17 protein-coding genes are annotated in these 19,291 nt (G+C 57.5%); 10 read left to right on the plus strand and 7 right to left on the minus strand.

Annotation, left to right across the window (positions count from 1 at the left end; all coding sequences use genetic code 11):
- Positions 1-36 precede the first annotated feature (36 nt).
- Positions 37-1,695 (minus strand): NAD+ synthase, encoded by a 1,659-nt coding sequence (locus ACFIO0_RS15145; protein WP_390911236.1) that lies wholly within the window; start codon positions 1,693-1,695, stop codon positions 37-39.
- A gap of 247 nt (positions 1,696-1,942) precedes the next feature.
- Here ACFIO0_RS15145 and ACFIO0_RS15150 point away from each other — a divergent pair, with 247 nt between their 5' ends.
- Complete coding sequence (locus tag ACFIO0_RS15150) at positions 1,943-3,322, plus strand: MORN repeat-containing protein (protein ID WP_390911237.1); 1,380 nt, start codon at positions 1,943-1,945, stop codon at positions 3,320-3,322.
- A gap of 252 nt (positions 3,323-3,574) precedes the next feature.
- The gene (locus ACFIO0_RS15155) at positions 3,575-3,943 is read left to right on the plus strand and encodes a hypothetical protein (protein WP_390911238.1); all 369 of its coding nucleotides are present in this window, start codon (positions 3,575-3,577) and stop codon (positions 3,941-3,943) included.
- Here the strand turns inward: ACFIO0_RS15155 and ACFIO0_RS15160 are convergent.
- Positions 3,916-4,581: an SDR family NAD(P)-dependent oxidoreductase gene (locus ACFIO0_RS15160; protein ID WP_390911239.1), complete on the minus strand. Its 666-nt coding sequence runs from the start codon at positions 4,579-4,581 to the stop codon at positions 3,916-3,918. The two genes, ACFIO0_RS15155 and ACFIO0_RS15160, sit on opposite strands and share 28 nt — an antisense overlap.
- A gap of 279 nt (positions 4,582-4,860) precedes the next feature.
- Here ACFIO0_RS15160 and ACFIO0_RS15165 point away from each other — a divergent pair, with 279 nt between their 5' ends.
- Positions 4,861-6,423 carry a 2-isopropylmalate synthase gene (locus tag ACFIO0_RS15165; RefSeq protein WP_390911240.1) on the plus strand — a complete coding sequence of 521 codons (1,563 nt, stop codon included), beginning with the start codon at positions 4,861-4,863 and terminating at the stop codon, positions 6,421-6,423.
- Between the two features lie 33 nt (positions 6,424-6,456).
- Here the strand turns inward: ACFIO0_RS15165 and ACFIO0_RS15170 are convergent, their stop codons facing one another.
- On the minus strand, positions 6,457-7,047 hold the full coding sequence (locus ACFIO0_RS15170; protein WP_390911241.1) for a VOC family protein: 591 nt from the start codon (positions 7,045-7,047) through the stop codon (positions 6,457-6,459).
- A gap of 194 nt (positions 7,048-7,241) precedes the next feature.
- Between ACFIO0_RS15170 and ACFIO0_RS15175 the strand changes: the two genes are divergently transcribed.
- From ACFIO0_RS15175 to ACFIO0_RS15200, 6 genes are all read left to right on the plus strand, one after another.
- On the plus strand, positions 7,242-8,288 hold the full coding sequence (locus ACFIO0_RS15175; protein ID WP_390911242.1) for a rod shape-determining protein MreB: 1,047 nt from the start codon (positions 7,242-7,244) through the stop codon (positions 8,286-8,288).
- Positions 8,289-8,377: 89 nt separating this feature from the next.
- Positions 8,378-9,286, plus strand: a complete 909-nt coding sequence (gene mreC / locus ACFIO0_RS15180) for a rod shape-determining protein MreC (protein WP_390911243.1) — start codon at positions 8,378-8,380, stop codon at positions 9,284-9,286.
- Positions 9,279-9,818 carry a rod shape-determining protein MreD gene (locus ACFIO0_RS15185; protein WP_390911244.1) on the plus strand — a complete coding sequence of 180 codons (540 nt, stop codon included), beginning with the start codon at positions 9,279-9,281 and terminating at the stop codon, positions 9,816-9,818. The genes mreC and ACFIO0_RS15185 overlap by 8 nt, the downstream gene beginning before the upstream one ends.
- Positions 9,815-11,734 carry a penicillin-binding protein 2 gene (gene mrdA, locus ACFIO0_RS15190; protein WP_390911245.1) on the plus strand — a complete coding sequence of 640 codons (1,920 nt, stop codon included), beginning with the start codon at positions 9,815-9,817 and terminating at the stop codon, positions 11,732-11,734. Before ACFIO0_RS15185 ends, mrdA begins: the two co-directional genes overlap by 4 nt.
- Entirely contained in the window at positions 11,731-12,870 is a 1,140-nt protein-coding gene (gene rodA / locus ACFIO0_RS15195) for a rod shape-determining protein RodA (protein ID WP_390911246.1), read from the plus strand. The genes mrdA and rodA overlap by 4 nt, the downstream gene beginning before the upstream one ends.
- 13 nt (positions 12,871-12,883) lie before the next feature.
- Positions 12,884-13,816: an NAD(P)-dependent oxidoreductase gene (locus ACFIO0_RS15200; RefSeq protein ID WP_390911247.1), complete on the plus strand. Its 933-nt coding sequence runs from the start codon at positions 12,884-12,886 to the stop codon at positions 13,814-13,816.
- Positions 13,817-13,824: 8 nt separating this feature from the next.
- Here ACFIO0_RS15200 and ACFIO0_RS15205 read toward each other — a convergent pair whose 3' ends face one another.
- A complete protein-coding gene (locus ACFIO0_RS15205) occupies positions 13,825-15,837 on the minus strand; it encodes a M3 family metallopeptidase (RefSeq protein ID WP_390911248.1) in 2,013 nt (670 codons plus the stop codon).
- Positions 15,838-15,890: 53 nt separating this feature from the next.
- Here ACFIO0_RS15205 and ACFIO0_RS15210 point away from each other — a divergent pair, with 53 nt between their 5' ends.
- Positions 15,891-16,625 (plus strand): GDSL-type esterase/lipase family protein, encoded by a 735-nt coding sequence (locus ACFIO0_RS15210; RefSeq protein ID WP_390911249.1) that lies wholly within the window; start codon positions 15,891-15,893, stop codon positions 16,623-16,625.
- On the opposite strand, the gene ACFIO0_RS15215 is transcribed toward ACFIO0_RS15210, so the two are convergent.
- Genes ACFIO0_RS15215 through coaBC form a run of 3 tightly spaced genes read right to left on the minus strand, consistent with a single transcriptional unit; the run spans position 16,582 to position 19,264 of the window.
- The gene (locus tag ACFIO0_RS15215) at positions 16,582-17,616 is read right to left on the minus strand and encodes a molybdopterin-synthase adenylyltransferase MoeB (RefSeq protein WP_390911250.1); all 1,035 of its coding nucleotides are present in this window, start codon (positions 17,614-17,616) and stop codon (positions 16,582-16,584) included. The two genes, ACFIO0_RS15210 and ACFIO0_RS15215, sit on opposite strands and share 44 nt — an antisense overlap.
- On the minus strand, positions 17,616-18,074 hold the full coding sequence (dut, locus tag ACFIO0_RS15220) for a dUTP diphosphatase (protein WP_390911251.1): 459 nt from the start codon (positions 18,072-18,074) through the stop codon (positions 17,616-17,618). The genes ACFIO0_RS15215 and dut overlap by 1 nt, the downstream gene beginning before the upstream one ends.
- Complete coding sequence (gene coaBC / locus ACFIO0_RS15225) at positions 18,071-19,264, minus strand: bifunctional phosphopantothenoylcysteine decarboxylase/phosphopantothenate--cysteine ligase CoaBC (protein ID WP_390911252.1); 1,194 nt, start codon at positions 19,262-19,264, stop codon at positions 18,071-18,073. Before coaBC ends, dut begins: the two co-directional genes overlap by 4 nt.
- Between the last annotated feature and the right edge of the window lie 27 nt (positions 19,265-19,291).

Genomic DNA, 19,291 nt, shown 5'->3' on the forward strand with positions numbered 1-19,291 from the left:
GTGCTGGTAAGGTGTGCGTGTCGCACACCACGCGTCTCACTCGTTATCACGCCAACGGTTGGCAATGGGATAGCGACGATCCAGCCAGAATGCGCCTTTGGTCAGGCGGGCACCGGGGGCAGACTGGAACCGTTTGTATTCAGAAATGTAGATCAGGTGTTCGACCTTTTTGACCACATCACGATCAAACCCGGCAGCCACGCAATCTGCAACTGACGCGTTGTTGTCGACCAGCATTTCCAGCAACGCATCCAGCACCGGATAGTCGGGCAAGCTGTCGTTGTCTTTCTGATCGTCACGTAGTTCGGCTGACGGCGGTTTGGTGATGATCCGTTCGGGAATGACCGCGCCCTCAGGGGCCATCATCCAGTCACGGTGATTTTCATTGCGCCAGCGGCAGGTTTCGAACACGCGGGTTTTGTACAAGTCTTTGATCGGGTTATAGCCGCCCGCCATGTCGCCGTAGATCGTAGCGTAGCCCACTGCGACCTCGGATTTATTGCCGGTGGTCAGCAGCATGGAGCCGAACTTGTTGCTCATCGCCATCAACAGCAATCCACGCAGACGGGACTGGATGTTTTCCTCAGTCAGGTCCTCGTCATAGCCCTCGAACAATGGCGCCAGCGTGTTGGTGATCGCATCACGCCCCTCTTTGATCGGGACAAAATCATACGTGCAGCCCAGCGCGGTCGCACAGGCCTTGGCGTCTTCCAAGCTATCGGAGCTGGTGTATTCCGACGGCAGCATAACGCAGCGCACGTTTTCAGGGCCAAGCGCGTCGGCGGCAATAGTCGCCACAATGGCGGAATCGATCCCGCCGGACATGCCCAACAGCACCTTTTTGAAACCAGTTTTTCGCATGTAATCACGCAACGACAACACCATCACGTGATAGTCTTGTTCCCACTCGTCCGGTTGCTTGACCTTGTCACCGTCCTTGATCCGCCAGCCGTCAGCCCCGCGTTCCAGATCGATGTGCCTGATTGCTGTTTCCATCGCAGGCATTTGCAGCGCTAACGCACCACCGGGGTTCAGGGCAAAAGACGCGCCGTCAAACACTTGGTCATCCTGACCACCGACCATGTTCAGGTAGATCAGCGGCAAACCCGTTTCGACAACACGCGCGACCATCAGGTTCATGCGGGTGTCTTGTTTGCCCCGATAATACGGCGACCCGTTCGGCACCAACAGGAATTCCGCGCCGGTTTCAGCCAGCGTTTCAGCCACATCCTCGTGCCACGAATCCTCACAAATCGGGCTGCCGATGCGGGTGTTACCGACGCTGTAGGGTCCACCCAAAGGCCCCGCGTCAAAGATACGGACCTCGTCAAAAACCGTTTCGTTGGGCAAGTGATGCTTCAAAACTTTTGAGGCGATCTTGCCGCCCCGACAAATCATGTAGGCATTGTACAGCTTGTCATCCTCGACCCACGGGCAGCCGATCGCCAAGGCGGGGCCGTCCGCGCAATCGATGGCCAATTGCTCAACCGCAGCGATGGCTGCGTTGTGAAACACCGGCTTCATCACCAAATCTTGTGCGTTGTAGCCCGTGATAAACATCTCTGGCAGCGCAACCATGTCGGCGTTTGCCGCGCGCCCTTGTTCCCAAGCATCACGCGCAAGCGCTGCGTTGCCCGCAATGTCCCCCACGGTTGGGTTCAATTGGCACAGGGTTATGCGAAATCTATCGGCCATCAGGCGCTCCGATCCTATCAGATATCTGGGTCTTGAGGCACCTATATGCCTAAGGCGTTGGGCAGAAAAGCCCTTTGAGAGGCCCAAGCCGACAAGTCCAAGTTGCAAATGGCCCGCTGACGTCCGCCTGCCGCAAATCAACCCTGCAAAACCCATTGCGAGGTGGCTTTGCTTCTTCTAGGCTACCCCAGCCTGCGCAGGGGGTGTGCGGGCCAAGAATCTTAGACAAAATTTGGGCAGGTCCTATATGAAACGTCTTCTATTGATCCTGAGCCTGTGGGCTTTTCCTGTAGCGGTAGTCGCGCAGGATGATCAGGTGCTGAGCAAGCAATATGATGACGGCGGCATCTATGAGGGCACGTTTCGCGGCGGCCTGCAGCACGGATCAGGCACCTACAAACTGCCCAACGGCTACGAATATTCCGGCGAATGGGTCGACGGCGAGATCAAAGGCGAAGGCGTTGCGAATTTCCCCAACGGCTCGGTCTACGAGGGTAACTTTTCCAAGGGCAAACCCGACGGTTTCGGTAAAATCACCTTTGCGGATGGCGGCACCTACGAGGGCGACTGGCTGGGCGGCACGATTATCGGCAGCGGCGTCGCGCTTTATGCCAACGGCGTGCGCTATGAGGGCGAATTCCGCAATGCCAAGCACCACGGCAAAGGGGTGATGCAAAGCCCCGGCGGCTACGAATACAAAGGCGACTGGATTGACGGAGTCAAAAATGGCGTCGGCACGATCACCTATCCTGACAGCGCGGTCTATGACGGCGACATCGTAAACGGGCAACGCGCGGGCACCGGCACGCTGACGATGCCGGATGGATTGGTCTATGTCGGTCTCTGGAAAGACGGGCAAATCGACGGGGCTGGCACGTTGACCCAACCCAACGGTGACATTTACGAGGGCGACCTCGTGTCAGGCCGGCGCATGGGCAACGGCCGCGTCACGTATGCAAACGGCGATGTCTATGATGGCCAGTTCGCGGATGATCGCCGCCACGGCACCGGCACGTTCACCGGCGAAGATGGCTATACCTACGTCGGCGCGTGGGTTGCCGGCCAAATCGAAGGCCAAGGCCGCGTCACCTATCCTGACGGGTCGGTCTACGAGGGCAGCTTTCGCGATGATCTGGCGGATGGAACCGGCAAAATCACCTATGTCGATGGCTCTACCTATGAGGGCGCGTGGGTCGCCGGCGTGATCGAGGGCGACGGCAAAGCGACCTATTCAAACGGCGTGATCTACGAGGGCGGGTTCAAAGGCGCGCGCAATCACGGCAGGGGCGTGATGACCTATGCGGACGGCTACCGCTACGAGGGCGAATGGCTAAGCGGCCAGCGTCACGGCAACGGCAAGGCCACCTATCCTGACGGTACAATCTACGAGGGCACATTTGAAAACGGGCAGCGCAGCGGCATCGGCAGCATCGCAATGGCCAACGGTTTCAAATACACAGGCCAGTGGCAAACTGGCGAAATTAATGGCACGGGCACCGCGACGTATGACAACGGCGACGTCTACGAGGGCAACTTTCGCAACGGCAAACGCCAAGGCGACGGAACCATGCGCTATGCCACCGGCGAAGAGGCTCGCGGCAACTGGGAAAACGGCGCGCTTAAGTAAAGTCGCCGTATCTTCCCGCATTTCACGAAATATCCTGAAAAAACCCACCATGGCGGGAATTTTCGATTAGTTTTCTTGCAATAGTGCTGTACCTGCCATTTAGTTGACCGGTCAAAGATATGCCTAAGTTGCAAGGCTTTCGAAATATCACGTTGAAAGTGTGTTGGATTGCAATCAGTAGAAGAATTTTTCCAAAAGCAGTGCGATTGTTTCGCTCGAAATGAACTTGTGGAAATTTCCAATCAATTTTCTTTGCCCACGGCAATCTATTTTGGCGAACGGATCATGGTCTTTAAAAACGTGAAGGCGATCCAGGCCGTGTTATCCATCAAGCGCACGGCGCTATTGGAGGCCAATTACACACGCACCGCGTATCGGATTATCGCCGAATCCATTTCAGCCAAGAACCATTTGTCAGCTTGGGTCGAATTTCGTCATTTTGACAAAAGCGATGGGCTGATTACGACCAGCACGTCACGCTATTTTTGCGCACGTCTAAAAGAACGCAAATTACGTGTGCAATTGATCGAATACCTGGAAATTCCTGTTCTGAAATCCACCGACAAAGCGGTTAAGCCGCTCGTTGGGAATGATCACCATTCAACGATTGCGCCTGTGTAATCAAAGAACCCACCACTGCGGTGCGGCGACAACTGATCCATGACTGTCATCAAGTTACCTGCCGCCTCGACCGGCGCAACAGACGGATGGCGGCCCAGATATTTTGCCGTAAACGCACTGGCGACGGTGCCGGGGTGCAACGATACGACGCAAGACTGAGGATGGCTGCGCGTCAGTTCAATCGCGCTGGTGCGCACGATCTGGTTCAGCGCAGATTTTGCAGCGCGGTAACTGATCCAACCGCCCAAACGGTTGTCAGAAATCGATCCCACCCGCGCGGACAAAACGGCCACGCAACTTGGCCGCCCCTTGGCCAGCAAACGCCCCGCGTGGGACAACACCAATGCAGGCCCAATCGCATTCACCGCAAATTGCTGCGCCATAGCGTCCGCCTGGATTGCCTTGATGGATTTCTCGGGTCCGGCACCGTTAATCTCAAGCGCGCCGGTTGCCACAATAATGCGGTCAAAATCGCCGCCCAACGCGGACAAATGCGACGACACGCTTGCCTCGTTCGTGATCTCGAAACCATCGGCTGATCGCGACACCCCGACAACATGGTCACCGCGGTTTTGGTGCACAGACACCAATGCCTGCCCGATGCCGCCTGACGCGCCGATGATCAAAACTCTTGCCATGGCCTAGACCTAGCAGGCGACGCGGTGCCTTCAACCTTTGTTTGAACAAAACGAACCGGCCAAAGCTGAGTCACTGAATTTTCTATCTTTTCATTTACCATTGCGCGTTTATAAAGAGCGTCATGAACAGATCCGCACATATCACTCCGCTTCGCCAACTTGGCGCTGCATCGCTGTGCGACCTACTGATCCTATTCCGCCTCTGAGCGTGTCTTCCGGCACGTCCGCTCAGAGGGTTTTGGAACGTGCCAAGGATCAGACACAAAAAAGAGACATCACATGACATCTTCACAAGACAAAGTCGTAATTTTCGACACCACATTGCGTGACGGCGAACAATCCCCCGGCGCAACAATGACCCACGATGAGAAACTGGAAATCGCCGGTTTGCTCGACGAAATGGGCGTGGACATCATCGAGGCCGGATTTCCTATCGCCTCCGAGGGTGATTTTAACGCCGTTTCCGAGATTTCCAAAAACAGCGTGAATTCCGTGATTTGCGGATTGGCGCGCGCCCAAATCGGCGACATTGATCGCTGTTGGGAGGCCGTAAAACACGCAGCCAAACCGCGCATCCACACGTTCATCGGCACATCGCCTTTGCACCGCGCCATCCCGAACCTGACCAAAGACGAAATGGCAGAGCGGATCGAACAGACCGTCAGCCACGCGCGCAATCTGTGCGACAACGTGCAGTGGTCACCGATGGATGCGACCCGCACCGAATTCGACTACCTGTGCCGTACCGTCGAAATCGCGATCAAGGCCGGTGCCTCCACGATCAACATTCCCGACACGGTTGGCTACACCGCGCCACGCGAAAGCGCCGAGCTGATCCGCCGTTTGATCGAAATGGTACCGGGTGCCGACGAGGTCATCTTTGCCACGCATTGTCACAACGATTTGGGCATGGCGACCGCCAACAGCCTTGCCGCAGTCGAAGCTGGCGCGCGCCAAATTGAGTGCACAATCAACGGCTTGGGCGAACGCGCCGGGAACACGGCATTAGAAGAAGTCGTGATGGCCATGAAAGTGCGCAACGACATTATGCCGTTCCAAACCGGCATCGATACGACCAAACTGATGAACATTTCACGCCGCGTGGCATCAGTGTCCGGCTTTGCGGTGCAGTTCAACAAAGCGATTGTTGGCAAGAACGCCTTTGCCCACGAATCCGGTATTCACCAAGACGGCATGCTGAAAAACGCCGAAACATTCGAGATCATGCGCCCCGAGGACGTCGGCCTGGCCGGAACGTCTTTGCCGCTTGGCAAACACTCGGGTCGCGCCGCCTTGCGCGCCAAGCTGGAGGACCTCGGGTTCGAGCTGGGCGACAACCAGTTGAAAGACGTCTTTGTGCGGTTCAAAGAATTGGCAGACCGCAAAAAAGAGGTGTTTGACGACGATTTGATCGCCTTGATGCGCACGTCTTCGGACCCGGCAAACGATCACCTCAAGATCGTGTCGCTGCGCGTTCAATGCGGCACCGAAGGCCCGCAAAAGGCTGATTTGGTCATGTCGGTCGACGGGATCGAACACACCACCAGCCAAACCGGCGACGGCCCGGTGGATGCAACATTTAACGCGGTAAAAGCCTTGTTTCCGCATGGCGCAAAACTGCAAGTCTATCAGGTTCAGGCCGTGACCGAAGGCACCGACGCCCAAGCCACAGTGTCCGTCCGCATGGAAGAAGACGACCGCATCGCCACAGGCCAATCCGCAGACACAGACACGGTTGTCGCATCCGCCAAGGCCTACGTGAACGCGCTAAACCGCCTGATCGTGCGCCGCGAAAAAACCGGCACGGACAAGGCTGAAATCAGCTACAAAGACGTGACTTAAATTACGATGCCCCCTGCTAACCTGCTGGGGGCATTATTTATTTCGGTAAGGATCGCGCGCACTTCGATCCGTTGACAGTGAACTTTGGCTGCGCTCGACGATCTGTTCAACCGCATCTGCCAGATGGTTTTCGCCAATGGCAGCATCCCCCGCAGCGACGCGCAATTTATGCGCCTCCAGCAGCACTTCTGCGTGGTTTGACCCACGCGGCGGAATGAATTTGTAACACGCCAGTTCGATCAGCAACCCCAGCGGATCCTTAAAATAAATCGAATCCATAAAGCCGCGATCTTTGACGCCAGAATTGCCAATCCCGCGCGCGGCCAACCGGTCCGGCACTTGAGAAAACATCGCGCGGTCCACTTCGAATGCCAAGTGATGTACACATCCCGCATCTGTCGGCGTGCGGCCACGATCAGCCGTGCGGTCTTCGTTTGTGAAAATCGTGATCAGCCGCCCATCACCGGGATCAAAATACAAGTGCCCTTCGTTTGCGTCATCCAAGTTGGGCTGATCAAAGATAAATGGCATGCCCAACAGCCCTTCCCAGAAATCAATCGAGGTCTGCCGATCCGCCCCCATGATCGTGATGTGATGCACTCCAAGTACTTGAATTTTCCGCATGATTTACCTTTCTGAGCGCTGGTTCCCCAAATCTTAGCATGGCACCTTGCGCATTCCAGTCAAAATGCGCGGATAACTGCCACAAATCCGCGCCCAAACCCCCTTTCGCCCAAGCCTCAGCATGCCTATAAGACGCAACGTCCGCGTGTTCCGATTCACGGATGAATTAGTATTCTTTGGCAAGGCGCACACGTATGTCGATCTTAAGTTCTATTCGTGGTTTGTTCACGTCCGATATGGCGATTGATTTGGGCACCGCGAACACGCTGGTCTACGTCAAAGGCAAAGGCGTCGTGCTGTCCGAACCGTCCGTGGTCGCCTACCACATCAAGGATGGCGTCAAAAAAGTACTGGCCGTGGGCGAAGACGCCAAGCTGATGTTGGGGCGCACGCCCGGGTCCATCGAGGCAATCCGCCCGATGCGCGAAGGCGTGATTGCAGATTTCGACACCGCCGAGGAAATGATCAAACATTTCATTCGCAAGGTGCACAAACGCTCGACGTTCTCAAAGCCAAAGATCATCGTTTGCGTCCCGCACGGTGCCACGCCCGTAGAAAAACGCGCCATTCGCCAGTCGGTTTTGTCCGCTGGTGCCCGTCGCGCGGGCCTGATTGCCGAACCGATTGCAGCCGCCATTGGGGCTGGCATGCCGATCACCGATCCGACCGGCAACATGGTCGTGGACATCGGCGGCGGCACAACCGAAGTTGCGGTTCTGTCGCTTGGTGACATCGTTTATGCCCGTTCGGTGCGCGTCGGTGGTGACCGCATGGACGAGGCGATCATCAGCTATCTGCGCCGTCAGCAAAACCTTTTGGTGGGTGAAACCACCGCCGAGCGGATCAAAACATCCATCGGGACCGCCCGCATGCCCGACGATGGCCGCGGCACGTCAATGCAAATCCGCGGTCGCGATTTGCTGAACGGTGTCCCGAAAGAAATCGAAATCACGCAGGCCCAAATCGCCGAAGCGTTGGCCGAACCCGTCCAGCAAATTTGCGAAGCCGTGATGACCGCCCTTGAAACCACACCGCCCGATTTGGCCGCCGACATCGTTGATCGCGGCGTCATGCTGACAGGTGGTGGCGCGTTGTTGGGTGATCTGGATCTGGCCCTGCGCGAACAGACCGGTCTCGCCGTTTCTATCGCCGATGAATCGCTGAACTGTGTGGCCTTGGGCACCGGCAAAGCGCTGGAATACGAAAAACAACTGCGGCACGCCATCGACTACGATAGCTGATGTGCTTGCCAGAATGTTCGAAATTGCGGACACTCTGGCCAACAGCAATCTAAATGCCCTGATTTCAAACACGGCAGGAAACCCTCGCGTTGGCCAAGGACAGATCAAACAGTCAGGACTACGGGGCCCCGCTGCGCAAGCTTTTGCTGAGCGTGATGGTTCTGTTGTTGATCGCAGTGTTCCTGCTTTGGCGCATCGATAGCCCACGGGTCGAACGGTTCCGCGCCCAAGTCACCGACCGGATTGTGCCAAATTTCGACTGGGCAATGGCCCCTGTGACAGGCATGGTCAATCTGCTGCGCGATTTCCAAAGCTATCAGCGCATCGCTGAACAAAATCAGGAATTGAAACGCGAACTGCGCCGGATGAAAGAATGGAAAGAGGCCGCACTTCAGCTCGAAGAAGAAAACGCGCGCCTGCTGGATTTGAACAAAGTGCGGCTTGATCCACGTCTGACCTTTATCACTGGAGTTGTGATGGCGGATTCAGGGTCACCGTTTCGCCAATCCGTGCTGCTGAATGTCGGCGCGCGTGACGGGCTGATTGACGGCTGGGCCACGATGGACGGGATCGGGCTGGTGGGTCGCATTTCCGGCGTCGCCAAAAACACCAGTCGCGTGATTTTGCTAACCGATGCGTCCAGCCGTATTCCAGCGCTGGTGCAACCATCTGGGCAGCGGGTGATTGTGGCAGGTGACAATTCTGCCGTGCCGCCAATTGATTTTCTCGAAAACCCCGGCCTTGTGCGCGCCGGTGACCGCGTCGTCAGTTCCGGTGATGGCGGCGTGTTTCCGGCCGGTTTACTGATCGGTCAGATCGCCAAAGACCCGGGCGGACGCCTGCGCGTACGCTTGGCCGCCGACTACGAAAGGCTGGAATTCCTGCGTGTGATGCGCAGCTATTCCAACGAACCCGTCTCAGATGTCAGTTCGGTGCTGACCCCCGCGCGTGCAACGCTCCAAGGATCGCCACAAACGACTGAGGTGGTCGATGAATGATCACTCCTCTTATCGGGTTTGGGTCATGCGCGCGGCCTTTATCCTACTGACGTTGTTCATTTTATTTGTGCACCTGTTACCGCTAAACTCTGCGCCAAGCACCTGGGCTTTGCCAAATCTGCTGATGGGGTTTGCATTTGCCTGGTCCGCGCGTCGGCCTGAATATGTCCCCGCAATTTTGCTGGGAATGGTGCTGCTGCTGGCAGATTTACTGCTGCAACGCCCTCCTGGGCTGTGGGCCGCGATCGTCTTGTTGGCCAGCGAAAAGCTCAAGTCGCAAGCCCCCACATTGCGGGCAGCGACGTTTCTAACGGAATGGGCCACCGTGACCGGTCTGATCATCGGCGCGACAGTGGTCAATCGCGTCGTCCTCGCGGTCTTGTTGGTTGATGTTCCGGGCTTGTGGCTTACGCTTAACCAGATGGGCATGACCGTGCTGTTTTATCCTGCATTTGTCTTTGTGACCCACGCAATCATGGGCGTGCGAAAATCCGCGCCCGGCGATCTGGACACACTCGGAGGACGGGCATGAGGCGCAAACGAGGCGATAGCGAAGCGACCCATCGCCAGTTGTCCCGTCGCGCGTTTTTGCTGGGCGGTACGCAGCTGGCATTTATGGGCGCGCTGGGTGTGCGGATGCGCCATTTGCAAGTCGATCAAGCAGATCAATTCCGCCTGCTTGCCGAAGAAAACCGGATTAAATTCAAACTGTTACCGCCAGCACGCGGCGAAGTGTTCGACCGCAACGGCGTGCGATTGGCCCAGAATATCCCGACCTACCAGATCAAGATCGTGCGCGAAGATGCCGGGGACGTCGAGGACGTGCTTGCCCGTCTCGGCAAGATCGTCACGCTGGATCCCGACACGCTGGATGACGCGCGCAAACAGATCAAACGCAGTGCTCCGTTTTACCCCGTCACCGTCGCGGACAACGTGGCGTGGGGTGACCTAAGCCGCGTGTCCGTTAACGCGCCCGCCCTGCCCGGTGTCACCCCCGAGGTCGGCCTGTCGCGCGTGTACCCGTTGGGTTCGGATTTTGCGCATATTCTGGGCCGCGTTGGGCCCGTCAGTGACTACGATCTTGACCGTATCGAAGACCCCGATCCCCTGCTGCGCATCCCGCGCTATCAGATCGGCAAGGTTGGTGTTGAGGCAAAACAAGAACTGCGCCTGCGTGGAAAAGCCGGCACCAAACAGGTCGAGGTCAACGCCGCGGGGCGCGAGATGCGCGAACTGGATCGCCGCGAGGGCCGCGCCGGTGCAGATTTGCAGCTCAGCGTTGATGCAAAACTGCAAAACTACGTCCAAGCGCGCCTTGGCGAAGAAAGCGCCAGCGCCGTGGTCATCGATGTGGAAAATGGCGATTTGGTCGCGATTGCGTCGTCACCCACCTACGATCCAAACCTGTTTGTGAACGGCATTTCAGTCGCCGATTACAAAAACCTAACGGACAATAAATTCCGCCCGCTCGCCAGTAAGGCCGTCCAAGACACCTACGCGCCCGCCTCGACGTTCAAAATGATTACGGCATTGGCAGCACTAGAAGACGGCATCGTTGACCCCAACGACACCGTGCGCTGCAACGGCCATCTGGAAATCGCGGATCGCAAATTTCACTGCTGGAAACGGTCCGGGCACGGGACCATGGATCTCAAGAATTCGCTGAAACGCAGCTGCGACGTCTACTACTACGATCTTGCGCTCAAAGTCGGGATCGAGAAAATTTCAGCAATGGCTAAAATCTTTGGCCTTGGTGTGCGCCACGACGTGCCAATGTCAGCCGTCGCGCGTGGTTTGGCCCCAACCAAAGACTGGAAATCGAACACCTACGGCAAAGATTGGGTGATCGGCGATACGGTCAACGCGTCCATCGGCCAAGGCTTTGTGCTGGCCTCGCCGCTACAACTGGCCGTTATGGCCGCGCGGATCGCAACGGGGCGCGACGTGCAACCGCGCCTGATCAAATCCATCGACGGCGTTTTGCAGCCCAACGGCGCGGGCGCACCTCTCAAGGTGGATCCCGAGAATTTGCGCCGCATTCGCCAAGCGATGTATTCGGTTGTGAACGATCGCGGCGGCACCGCAGGCAGCAGCAGAATCGTGGCAGACGACATGCGCATGGCGGGCAAAACCGGCACCGCGCAAGTCCGCTCTGTCATCGTCAAAAACTCCGAAGTGCCGTGGGAAAAACGTGACCACGCGTTGTTCGTGAACTTTGCCCCCTACGACAATCCGAAATACGCGGTTGCGGTGGTTGTCGAACACGGCGGCGGTGGGTCGAAAACCGCGGCACCAATCGCGCGCGACATCACATTGCAGGCGTTGTACGACGGCGAACCACCGTTGTCCGCGTATCCGTCTGACGCCCGCAGCCGCATTTCTGCACAACAAAAACGCTTGCGCAAAGTACGCCCTGTCGCCGACATCGGGGGCAAAGACCAAGCATGAGCTATCTTGAATACTCCGTAAAATCGGTCCCCGCCGGACCGCGTAAAATCCTGTTCCTGAACTGGCCACTGGCGATCTTGCTGACGACCGTCGCGGGCGTTGGATTCCTGATGCTTTATTCAGTGGCGGGCGGCAGTTTCAGCCCTTGGGCCGAACCGCAGATGAAGCGATTTGCCGTCGGACTGGTGCTAATGGTTCTTGTCGGCGTCACACCGATCTGGTTCTGGCGAAACGTCGCAGGCTTTGCCTATGGCGTGACAGTGTTGCTGTTGATTGGCGTCGAATTCTTTGGCGCTGTGGGCATGGGTGCGCAGCGCTGGATTGACCTCGGCTTCATCCGCCTACAACCCTCAGAGCTGATGAAAATCACACTCGTCATGTTTCTGGCCGCCTACTACGACTGGCTTCCGGCCAAGAATAAATCCAAACCGCTATGGGTGCTTCTGCCGATCTTGGTCATCTTGCTGCCCACAGCGTTGGTGTTGAAACAGCCGGATTTGGGGACCTCGATTTTGCTGGTCACGGCGGGCGGCGGTTTGATGTTTGTGGCCGGCGTGCACTGGGCTTATTTCGCCGCTGTAATTGCAGCTGGCATTGGCCTGATATCTGCCGTTTTTGTCGGGCGCGGCACGTCTTGGCAGTTGCTGCAAGACTATCAATTTCGCCGGATCGACACGTTTTTGGACCCCAGTTCCGATCCGTTGGGCGCTGGTTATCACATCACACAATCCAAAATCGCGCTTGGATCAGGTGGATGGACGGGGCGCGGTTTTATGCAAGGCACCCAAAGCCGCCTGAACTTTCTGCCCGAAAAGCACACCGACTTTATTTTCACCACCTTGGCCGAAGAATTCGGCTTCGTGGGCGGTATTTCCCTCTTGGCGCTGTACCTGTTGATCATCGTGTTTTGCGTTCAATCCGCGGTCTCAAATCGGGACCGGTTTTCGAACTTGCTGATCATGGGCATTACGCTCAATTTCTTCCTGTTCTTTTCGGTGAACATGTCGATGGTCATGGGGCTGGCACCTGTTGTCGGCGTGCCGTTGCCACTGGTCAGTTACGGCGGATCAGCGATGCTGGTTCTGATGATTGCCTTCGGACTGGTGCAAAGCGCGCATGTCCACCGCCCCAGATAAATAAGGTTCCGAGATGACAGTTAACGTATTTTTTGCAGCCAAAGCCGAACGCTGGCCGCACTATGAAATGCCTCTGAAAGACGCGATAAAAAGCGCAGGGATTGACGCCGATGTCAGCACAGATTTCGCCCCTGATCAGGTCGACTACATCGTTTATGCGCCCAATTCGGACGTTCAGGATTTTGCGCCGTTCACGCGGGCCAAAGCCGTCCTAAACCTGTGGGCTGGCGTCGAAGGAATCGTGGGCAATAAAACCCTAACCTTGCCGCTCGCGCGCATGGTTGATTCCGGCCTGACCCAAGGCATGATCGAATGGGTTTGCGGCCATGTGATGCGCCACCATTTGGGTATGGACAGCCACATCAAAGGCGACGCAGGCGTCTGGGCCCCCAGCGCACCGCCACTGTCGTGGGACAGGAATGTTGTTGTCTTCGGGTTGGGCGAACTCGGGACAGCATGCGCGCAGGCCTTGGCGCAATTCGGGTTTAACGTCAGCGGCTGGAGCCGGTCTGCCAAATCAGTCCAAGGCGTAGATTGCCTGCACGGGCCGGATGGTTTGAACGACGCACTGGCGCGCGCAGAAATCGCGGTGCTGTTGCTGCCCGACACCCCTGCGACGACCAACACGCTGAACGCCAAAACCTTGGCGCAGATGCCAGCGGGTGCCGTCATTATCAACCCGGGGCGCGGGCCGTTGATCGACGATGATGCCTTGCTGGCGGCGCTGGACACAGGGCACATTTCGCATGCGACGCTTGATACGTTCCGCGTTGAACCGCTGCCAAAGGATCATCCGTACTGGGCGCATCCAAGTGTCACAGTCACCCCGCACATCGCCGCTGAAACGCGGCCAAAATATTCATCGCTCACGATTGCAGAAAACATTCGTCGCGGTGAAGCAGGCGAGCCGTTTTTGCATCTCGTCGATCCATCGCTGGGGTACTGATCACGGCGCTACGCGACCAGCCCGCGCCCTTTCAGCAATGCATCAACGCCGGGCAGTCGTCCGCGGAATGCCACGTACAACTCAGCCGCATCGCGACTGCCGCCTGTCGACAGGATGTTGTCCTCTAACGCGCGGGCTCGTTCAGGGTCGAACGCGCCGCCAGCCTCTTTGAATGCGGCAAAGGCATCGGCGTCCATCACTTCGGACCACATGTAGCTGTAATAGCCCGACGAATAGCCGTCGCCGGAAAACACATGTGCAAAATGCGGCGTTGCGTGGCGCATCGAAATTGCGTGTGGCATGCCCAAGTTTGCCAATATTTCGGCCTGTTTGGCCATCGGATCAGCTGGGGCGTCACTGTCGTGGAATTCAAGGTCAACCAGCGCTGACGCCACATATTCCACAGTCGAAAACCCCATATCGTAGGTCGCCGCTGCAAGCACTTTTTCAAGCAATTCGGACGGCATCGCCGCACCCGTTTCGGCGTGCGTTGCAAATTCGGACAGCACCTCGGGCACGTCCAGCCAATGTTCATACAGCTGGCTTGGCAGTTCCACAAAATCGCGGGCAACAGACGTGCCAGACACGGATTCATACGTCACATTCGACAGCATTTGGTGCAGCGCGTGGCCAAATTCGTGAAACAGCGTGCGCGCGTCATCATAGGACAACAACGCCGGATCGCTTTTGGCAAAGTTGCACACGTTCATGACAATTGGGGCCTGCACAGTTGGGAATTTGGCCTGCGCACGCATCGCCGAACACCACGCGCCAGACCGCTTTGATCCGCGTGCAAAATAGTCACCGACAAAAACCGCAACATGTTCACCGTCACGGGTCACTTCCCATGCGCGGCAATCTTCATGGTACAGCGGCACATCAAGCGGCTGAAATTTCAGACCAAACAGACGTGTGGCACAGGAAAATGACGCTTCAATCATGCGGTCCAACTGAAAATACGGTTTCAATTCGGCCTCATCCAAATCGTGCAATTCGCGGCGGCGGCGTTCTGAGTAAAACCGCCAATCCCACGGTTCCAACTCGCCGTTGACGCCATCGCTATTCATCATTTGTTGCAAGATCCAAGCGTCTGCATTGGCTTGGGCCTTGGCCGGCTTCCAAACCGACATCAGCAAGTCACGCACAGCCTGCGGTGTTTTCGCCATTTCGGTTTCAAGCTTGTACTGCGCGAAATTCTCGTGCCCCAACAATTGCGCCCGTTCTGAACGTAGCTGCAACGTTTCAGCGGCAATTTCGCGGTTGTCCGTTTCGCCGCCATTGGCACCACGTGCACCCCACGCTTTGTACGCAATTTCACGCAGGTCACGACGGGTCGAAAATTGCAAAAACGGCACGATCAACGAACGGGACAGCGTCACAATTGGGCCATCAACGCCCTTTTCTGTGCCAGCGGCACGCGCGGTCGCGACGACAAATTCAGGCAAACCACCTAGATCGGTTTCGGCCAATTCCATGAACCATTCGCGTTCATCGCCCAGCAGGTTTTGCGTGAATTGTGTGCCCAACACGGCCAGCCGTGCCTTGATTGCTTTGATCCGGTCTTCTTCGTCGCCCTCAAGGGCCGCACCCGCGCGCACAAAGCCACGATAACTTAGCATCAAAACACGCGCTTGCTCATCCGTCAGATCCAGCGCGTCACGTCCGTTCCAAACTGATGCCACACGCTGAAACAGGGCCTTGTTCGCTGAAATCTCAGAGAAATGCGCGGCGAGCTTTGGCGAAAAGTCACGCTGCAATGCCTCGCGGGTGGGGTTACTGTCTGCCCCTGCGACCGTGTAAAACGTGCCCAAAACCTTGTCCAAATCCTTGCCCACAGCCTCTAGTGCCTCAACTGTATTGGCAAAACTCGGCGCGTCGGTGGCATCAGCAATCACCGCGATTTCAGCGGCGTGGCTTGCCAATGCAGCATCCAACGCAGGCGCGAAATCATCGTCAGAAATTTTGTCAAACGGAGCGATCTGAAACGGCGTGTCCCAGTCGGCAAGCAACGGATTGGTCATGGAGGTCTCCTTTGTAATTGAAACTAGGGCGCAACAGGTTAATTAACAACGCCATGCCACAGGGTTTTGACATATTTGCGCGTATCGTCTTGCTGCCTTTGCTTTTGGTGCAAGGATTGATCGTGCGCGCCCGTGCGTTGGCACTGCCAGAGGCGGCAGGGCCGCGACGCGGCAGCCTTGGGCACGGTCCAAAATTGCGCGTGTTGATGGTCGGTGACAGTTCTGCTGCGGGCGTCGGTGCCGATACCCAAGACAACGCGCTGATCGGGCATGTGACCCGCAATCTAGCCGCGACACATCGTGTGGATTGGACGTTGTTTGCCAAAACCGGTGCCACCACAGCCAGCACATTGGACCGATTGCGCCAACTGCCGCTTGCGGATTTTGACGTCGCGATTGTTGTTCTGGGCGTGAATGACGCGACGCGTTTTGTCGGACTGAGCAAGTGGTTGGGCTTGCAACAGACCCTCACCAGACGGCTGCGTTCGGAATTCGGCGCGCAGCACGTGTTTGTCAGCGCCTTGCCGCCTTTGGGTCAATTTCCGTTGCTGCCCCATCCGCTGGCGTGGGTTCTTGGGCGTCATGCCACGCGGCTGGACAACGCCCAAAAATCGCGGTGCGCTGGCGCTCCGGCACTGCATTACGTTCCGATGGAACTGGATTTGGACACAAGCGCCATGGCACCCGACGGCTTTCACCCCGGTCCCGCAGTTTACGCGGCTTGGGGAGTTGGCATGGCTGAATTTATCCGCCGCACACTGGGCAATCTGCCCGCGGCGCGATCATGATTTTGCGGCTTTCGCCATACAGCGCATCGTAGATCAGCAACTCACCACGCAACGGCGCGCCGGCCCCTGTCAGCACCTTGATTGCCTCAATCGCCATCATGGATCCGATCACGCCGGGCAACGGACCAATGACGCCAGCCTCAGCGCAGCTGGGGGCTAATTTAGGTGCGGGGGCTTGCGGAAAAATGCACTGGTAACAGGGGCTTGCCTTTTTCGGATCAAAGACGCTGAGCTGCCCTTCCCACTGGGTTAATGCGCCCGAGATCAAAGGCTTGCCCAGATCGACACAAGCGCTGTTGACCAGATAACGGGTTTCGAAATTGTCGCATCCGTCCAGAACCAGATCATAATCCGCAATCAATTCACGCGCATCATCCGCGCCCAACCGGCGATGATAGGGGCGCACGGTGACATGCGGATTTTGAGCCGTCATTGCGGCTTGGGCCGAGAACACTTTGGGCATGCCGATGTCTTGATCACGGTGAATAACCTGACGCTGAAGATTGGCGTTTTCGACCACATCATCGTCGACGACGCCAATTGTCCCGACACCAGCCGCCGCAAGATATTGCAAGGCAGGCGCGCCCAAACCACCGGCCCCGATCACCAGAACCTTGGCCTGTTTCAGCGCCTTTTGCCCGGGCCCGCCGACTTCGCGCATCACGATGTGACGGGCATAGCGGTTCAGTTCGGTATCAGAAAACAACGGTGCATCTGTTTCGGGCTGATCTGCAGGTTGCGCGCGATCACGCAACTGCGACAGCCCCTTGCGATACGCCCAAACCAACGCAGCCGCCCCAAGCAACAACAGCCACGGCATCGCGGTTTCCCCCGTCGCCATGCGCAATGGATTGCCTTGGGGCAGTACAAAATGCAGCAAAATGACAGCGACCAGCATCATGCCAATCATCGCCCAGCGCATGGGCTTGGGTGTGTTCAGCGCCATGCCAAGCCCCCAAAAACCAGCGCATAAAACCAGAACCAATGCCATCAGTCGCGCCCGGTCGATCCAAAGCCGCCCGAGCCGCGCGCCGTTTCATCCAGCACGTCGACCTGCGTGAACATCCCTTGCACCACGGGGGCCACGACCAATTGCGCGATGCGCATGCCATGCGTCACCTCGAACGGGACGTCGCTGGTGTTCAGCAAAATCACCCCCAAAGGTCCGCGATAATCGCTGTCGATTGTGCCGGGGCTGTTGGCCAACGTGACGCCGTTTTTCAGGGCCAGACCGGATCGTGGGCGCACCTGCACTTCGAACCCCAACGGGATTTCCAGACGCAAACCTGTTGGCACCAGCGCGCGGGCACGGGGGGCAAGCATCACCGACGCGCCGTTTTCCAGATTGGCGCGCACATCTGCACCCGCCGCACCTGCGGTTTCATACGATGGCAACGCGATTGACATGTCGCTGCCTGCGTCGCGCGTGATCTTGATCGAAACGCTCACGCTAGCGTCTTTGCGATGCGCGCGACCAAGCGTTGGGCGACTTGGGTTTTCGACATGCGCAGCCACGTTTCGACGCCATCATCCGAAATCAGCAAAATCGCGTTTTCACTGCCCCCCATGATGCCCGTTTCCGGCGACACATCGTTGGCGATGATCCAATCACAGCCTTTGCGTTTACGCTTGGCGATGGCGTTGTCGCGGACGTCGTTGGTTTCGGCAGCAAAGCCCACAACCAATTGCGGACGGCCCTTTTTCAGCTGCGCGACGTGGGCCAGAATATCGGGGTTTTCGGCAAACGTCAGTTCGGGCAAACCGTCTTTGGTTTTCTTCAGCTTCTTGTCGCTGGCGCTGGACACCCGCCAATCAGCAACGGCCGCCGCAAAGATCGCGACGTCTGCGGGCAACGCGTCTTGCACCGCTTGCAGCATCTGCGCTGCCGTCTGCACGGGCACAACCGTCGCGCCGGCGGGTGGCGGCACATCCGCAGGACCGGTGACAAAAATCACCTCGGCCCCGAGCGCTGCCAGCGCCGTCGCAATCGCCGTGCCCTGCGCACCAGACGACCGATTGGCGATGTAGCGCACCGGATCAATCGGTTCGTGCGTGGGGCCGGATGTGACCAGCACGCGCTTGCCCTCCAACGGGCCTGCGGCCAATTGCGTTTCAATCGCTGCGACAATTTCCAGCGGTTCGGACATCCGTCCGGGCCCGAATTCTCCGCACGCCATGTCGCCATCATTCGGGCCGATCAGCGTGACGCTGTCACCTTGCAATGTCGCGATGTTGCGCTGCGTTGCGGGGTGCTGCCACATGCGCACATTCATCGCGGGCGCGATCATCACCGGCGTGTCGGTCGCCAACAAAAGCGTCGAGGCCAGATCGTTGGCAATCCCTTGCGCCATCTTGGCCATCAAGTCAGCCGTCGCAGGGGCCACAAGGATCAGATCCGCGCTGCGTGACAATTGGATGTGGCCCATTTCGGCCTCATCTGTGAGGTCGAACAGATCGCGGTACACTTTGCTGCCAGACAGCGCAGCAACGGACAGCGGCGTCACAAATTGTTCAGCCGCGCGGGTCAAAACCGGCGTGACATCCGCGCCACGTTCGCGCAACCGACGGATCAAATCGAGGCTTTTGTACGCCGCGATTCCGCCACCGATGATCAGTAAAATCCGTTTGGCACCAAGCATGATGTGCCCCTTTTATGACTGGCCTTT

Source organism: Pseudosulfitobacter sp. SM2401, from assembly GCF_042932805.1.
Lineage (GTDB): Bacteria > Pseudomonadota > Alphaproteobacteria > Rhodobacterales > Rhodobacteraceae > Ascidiaceihabitans.

Coding starts and splice junctions, on each gene's coding strand:
- ACFIO0_RS15145 (WP_390911236.1), bottom strand. CDS start 1,695: ATGGCCGATAGATTTCGCATAACCCTGTGCCAATTGAACCCAACCGTG.
- ACFIO0_RS15160 (WP_390911239.1), bottom strand. CDS start 4,581: ATGGCAAGAGTTTTGATCATCGGCGCGTCAGGCGGCATCGGGCAGGCA.
- coaBC (WP_390911252.1), bottom strand. CDS start 19,264: ATGCTTGGTGCCAAACGGATTTTACTGATCATCGGTGGCGGAATCGCG.
- ACFIO0_RS15175 (WP_390911242.1), top strand. CDS start 7,242: ATGTCGATCTTAAGTTCTATTCGTGGTTTGTTCACGTCCGATATGGCG.
- ACFIO0_RS15170 (WP_390911241.1), bottom strand. CDS start 7,047: ATGCGGAAAATTCAAGTACTTGGAGTGCATCACATCACGATCATGGGG.
- ACFIO0_RS15165 (WP_390911240.1), top strand. CDS start 4,861: ATGACATCTTCACAAGACAAAGTCGTAATTTTCGACACCACATTGCGT.
- rodA (WP_390911246.1), top strand. CDS start 11,731: ATGAGCTATCTTGAATACTCCGTAAAATCGGTCCCCGCCGGACCGCGT.
- ACFIO0_RS15205 (WP_390911248.1), bottom strand. CDS start 15,837: ATGACCAATCCGTTGCTTGCCGACTGGGACACGCCGTTTCAGATCGCT.
- ACFIO0_RS15200 (WP_390911247.1), top strand. CDS start 12,884: ATGACAGTTAACGTATTTTTTGCAGCCAAAGCCGAACGCTGGCCGCAC.
- ACFIO0_RS15185 (WP_390911244.1), top strand. CDS start 9,279: ATGAATGATCACTCCTCTTATCGGGTTTGGGTCATGCGCGCGGCCTTT.
- mrdA (WP_390911245.1), top strand. CDS start 9,815: ATGAGGCGCAAACGAGGCGATAGCGAAGCGACCCATCGCCAGTTGTCC.
- ACFIO0_RS15215 (WP_390911250.1), bottom strand. CDS start 17,616: ATGGCATTGGTTCTGGTTTTATGCGCTGGTTTTTGGGGGCTTGGCATG.
- ACFIO0_RS15150 (WP_390911237.1), top strand. CDS start 1,943: ATGAAACGTCTTCTATTGATCCTGAGCCTGTGGGCTTTTCCTGTAGCG.
- ACFIO0_RS15210 (WP_390911249.1), top strand. CDS start 15,891: ATGCCACAGGGTTTTGACATATTTGCGCGTATCGTCTTGCTGCCTTTG.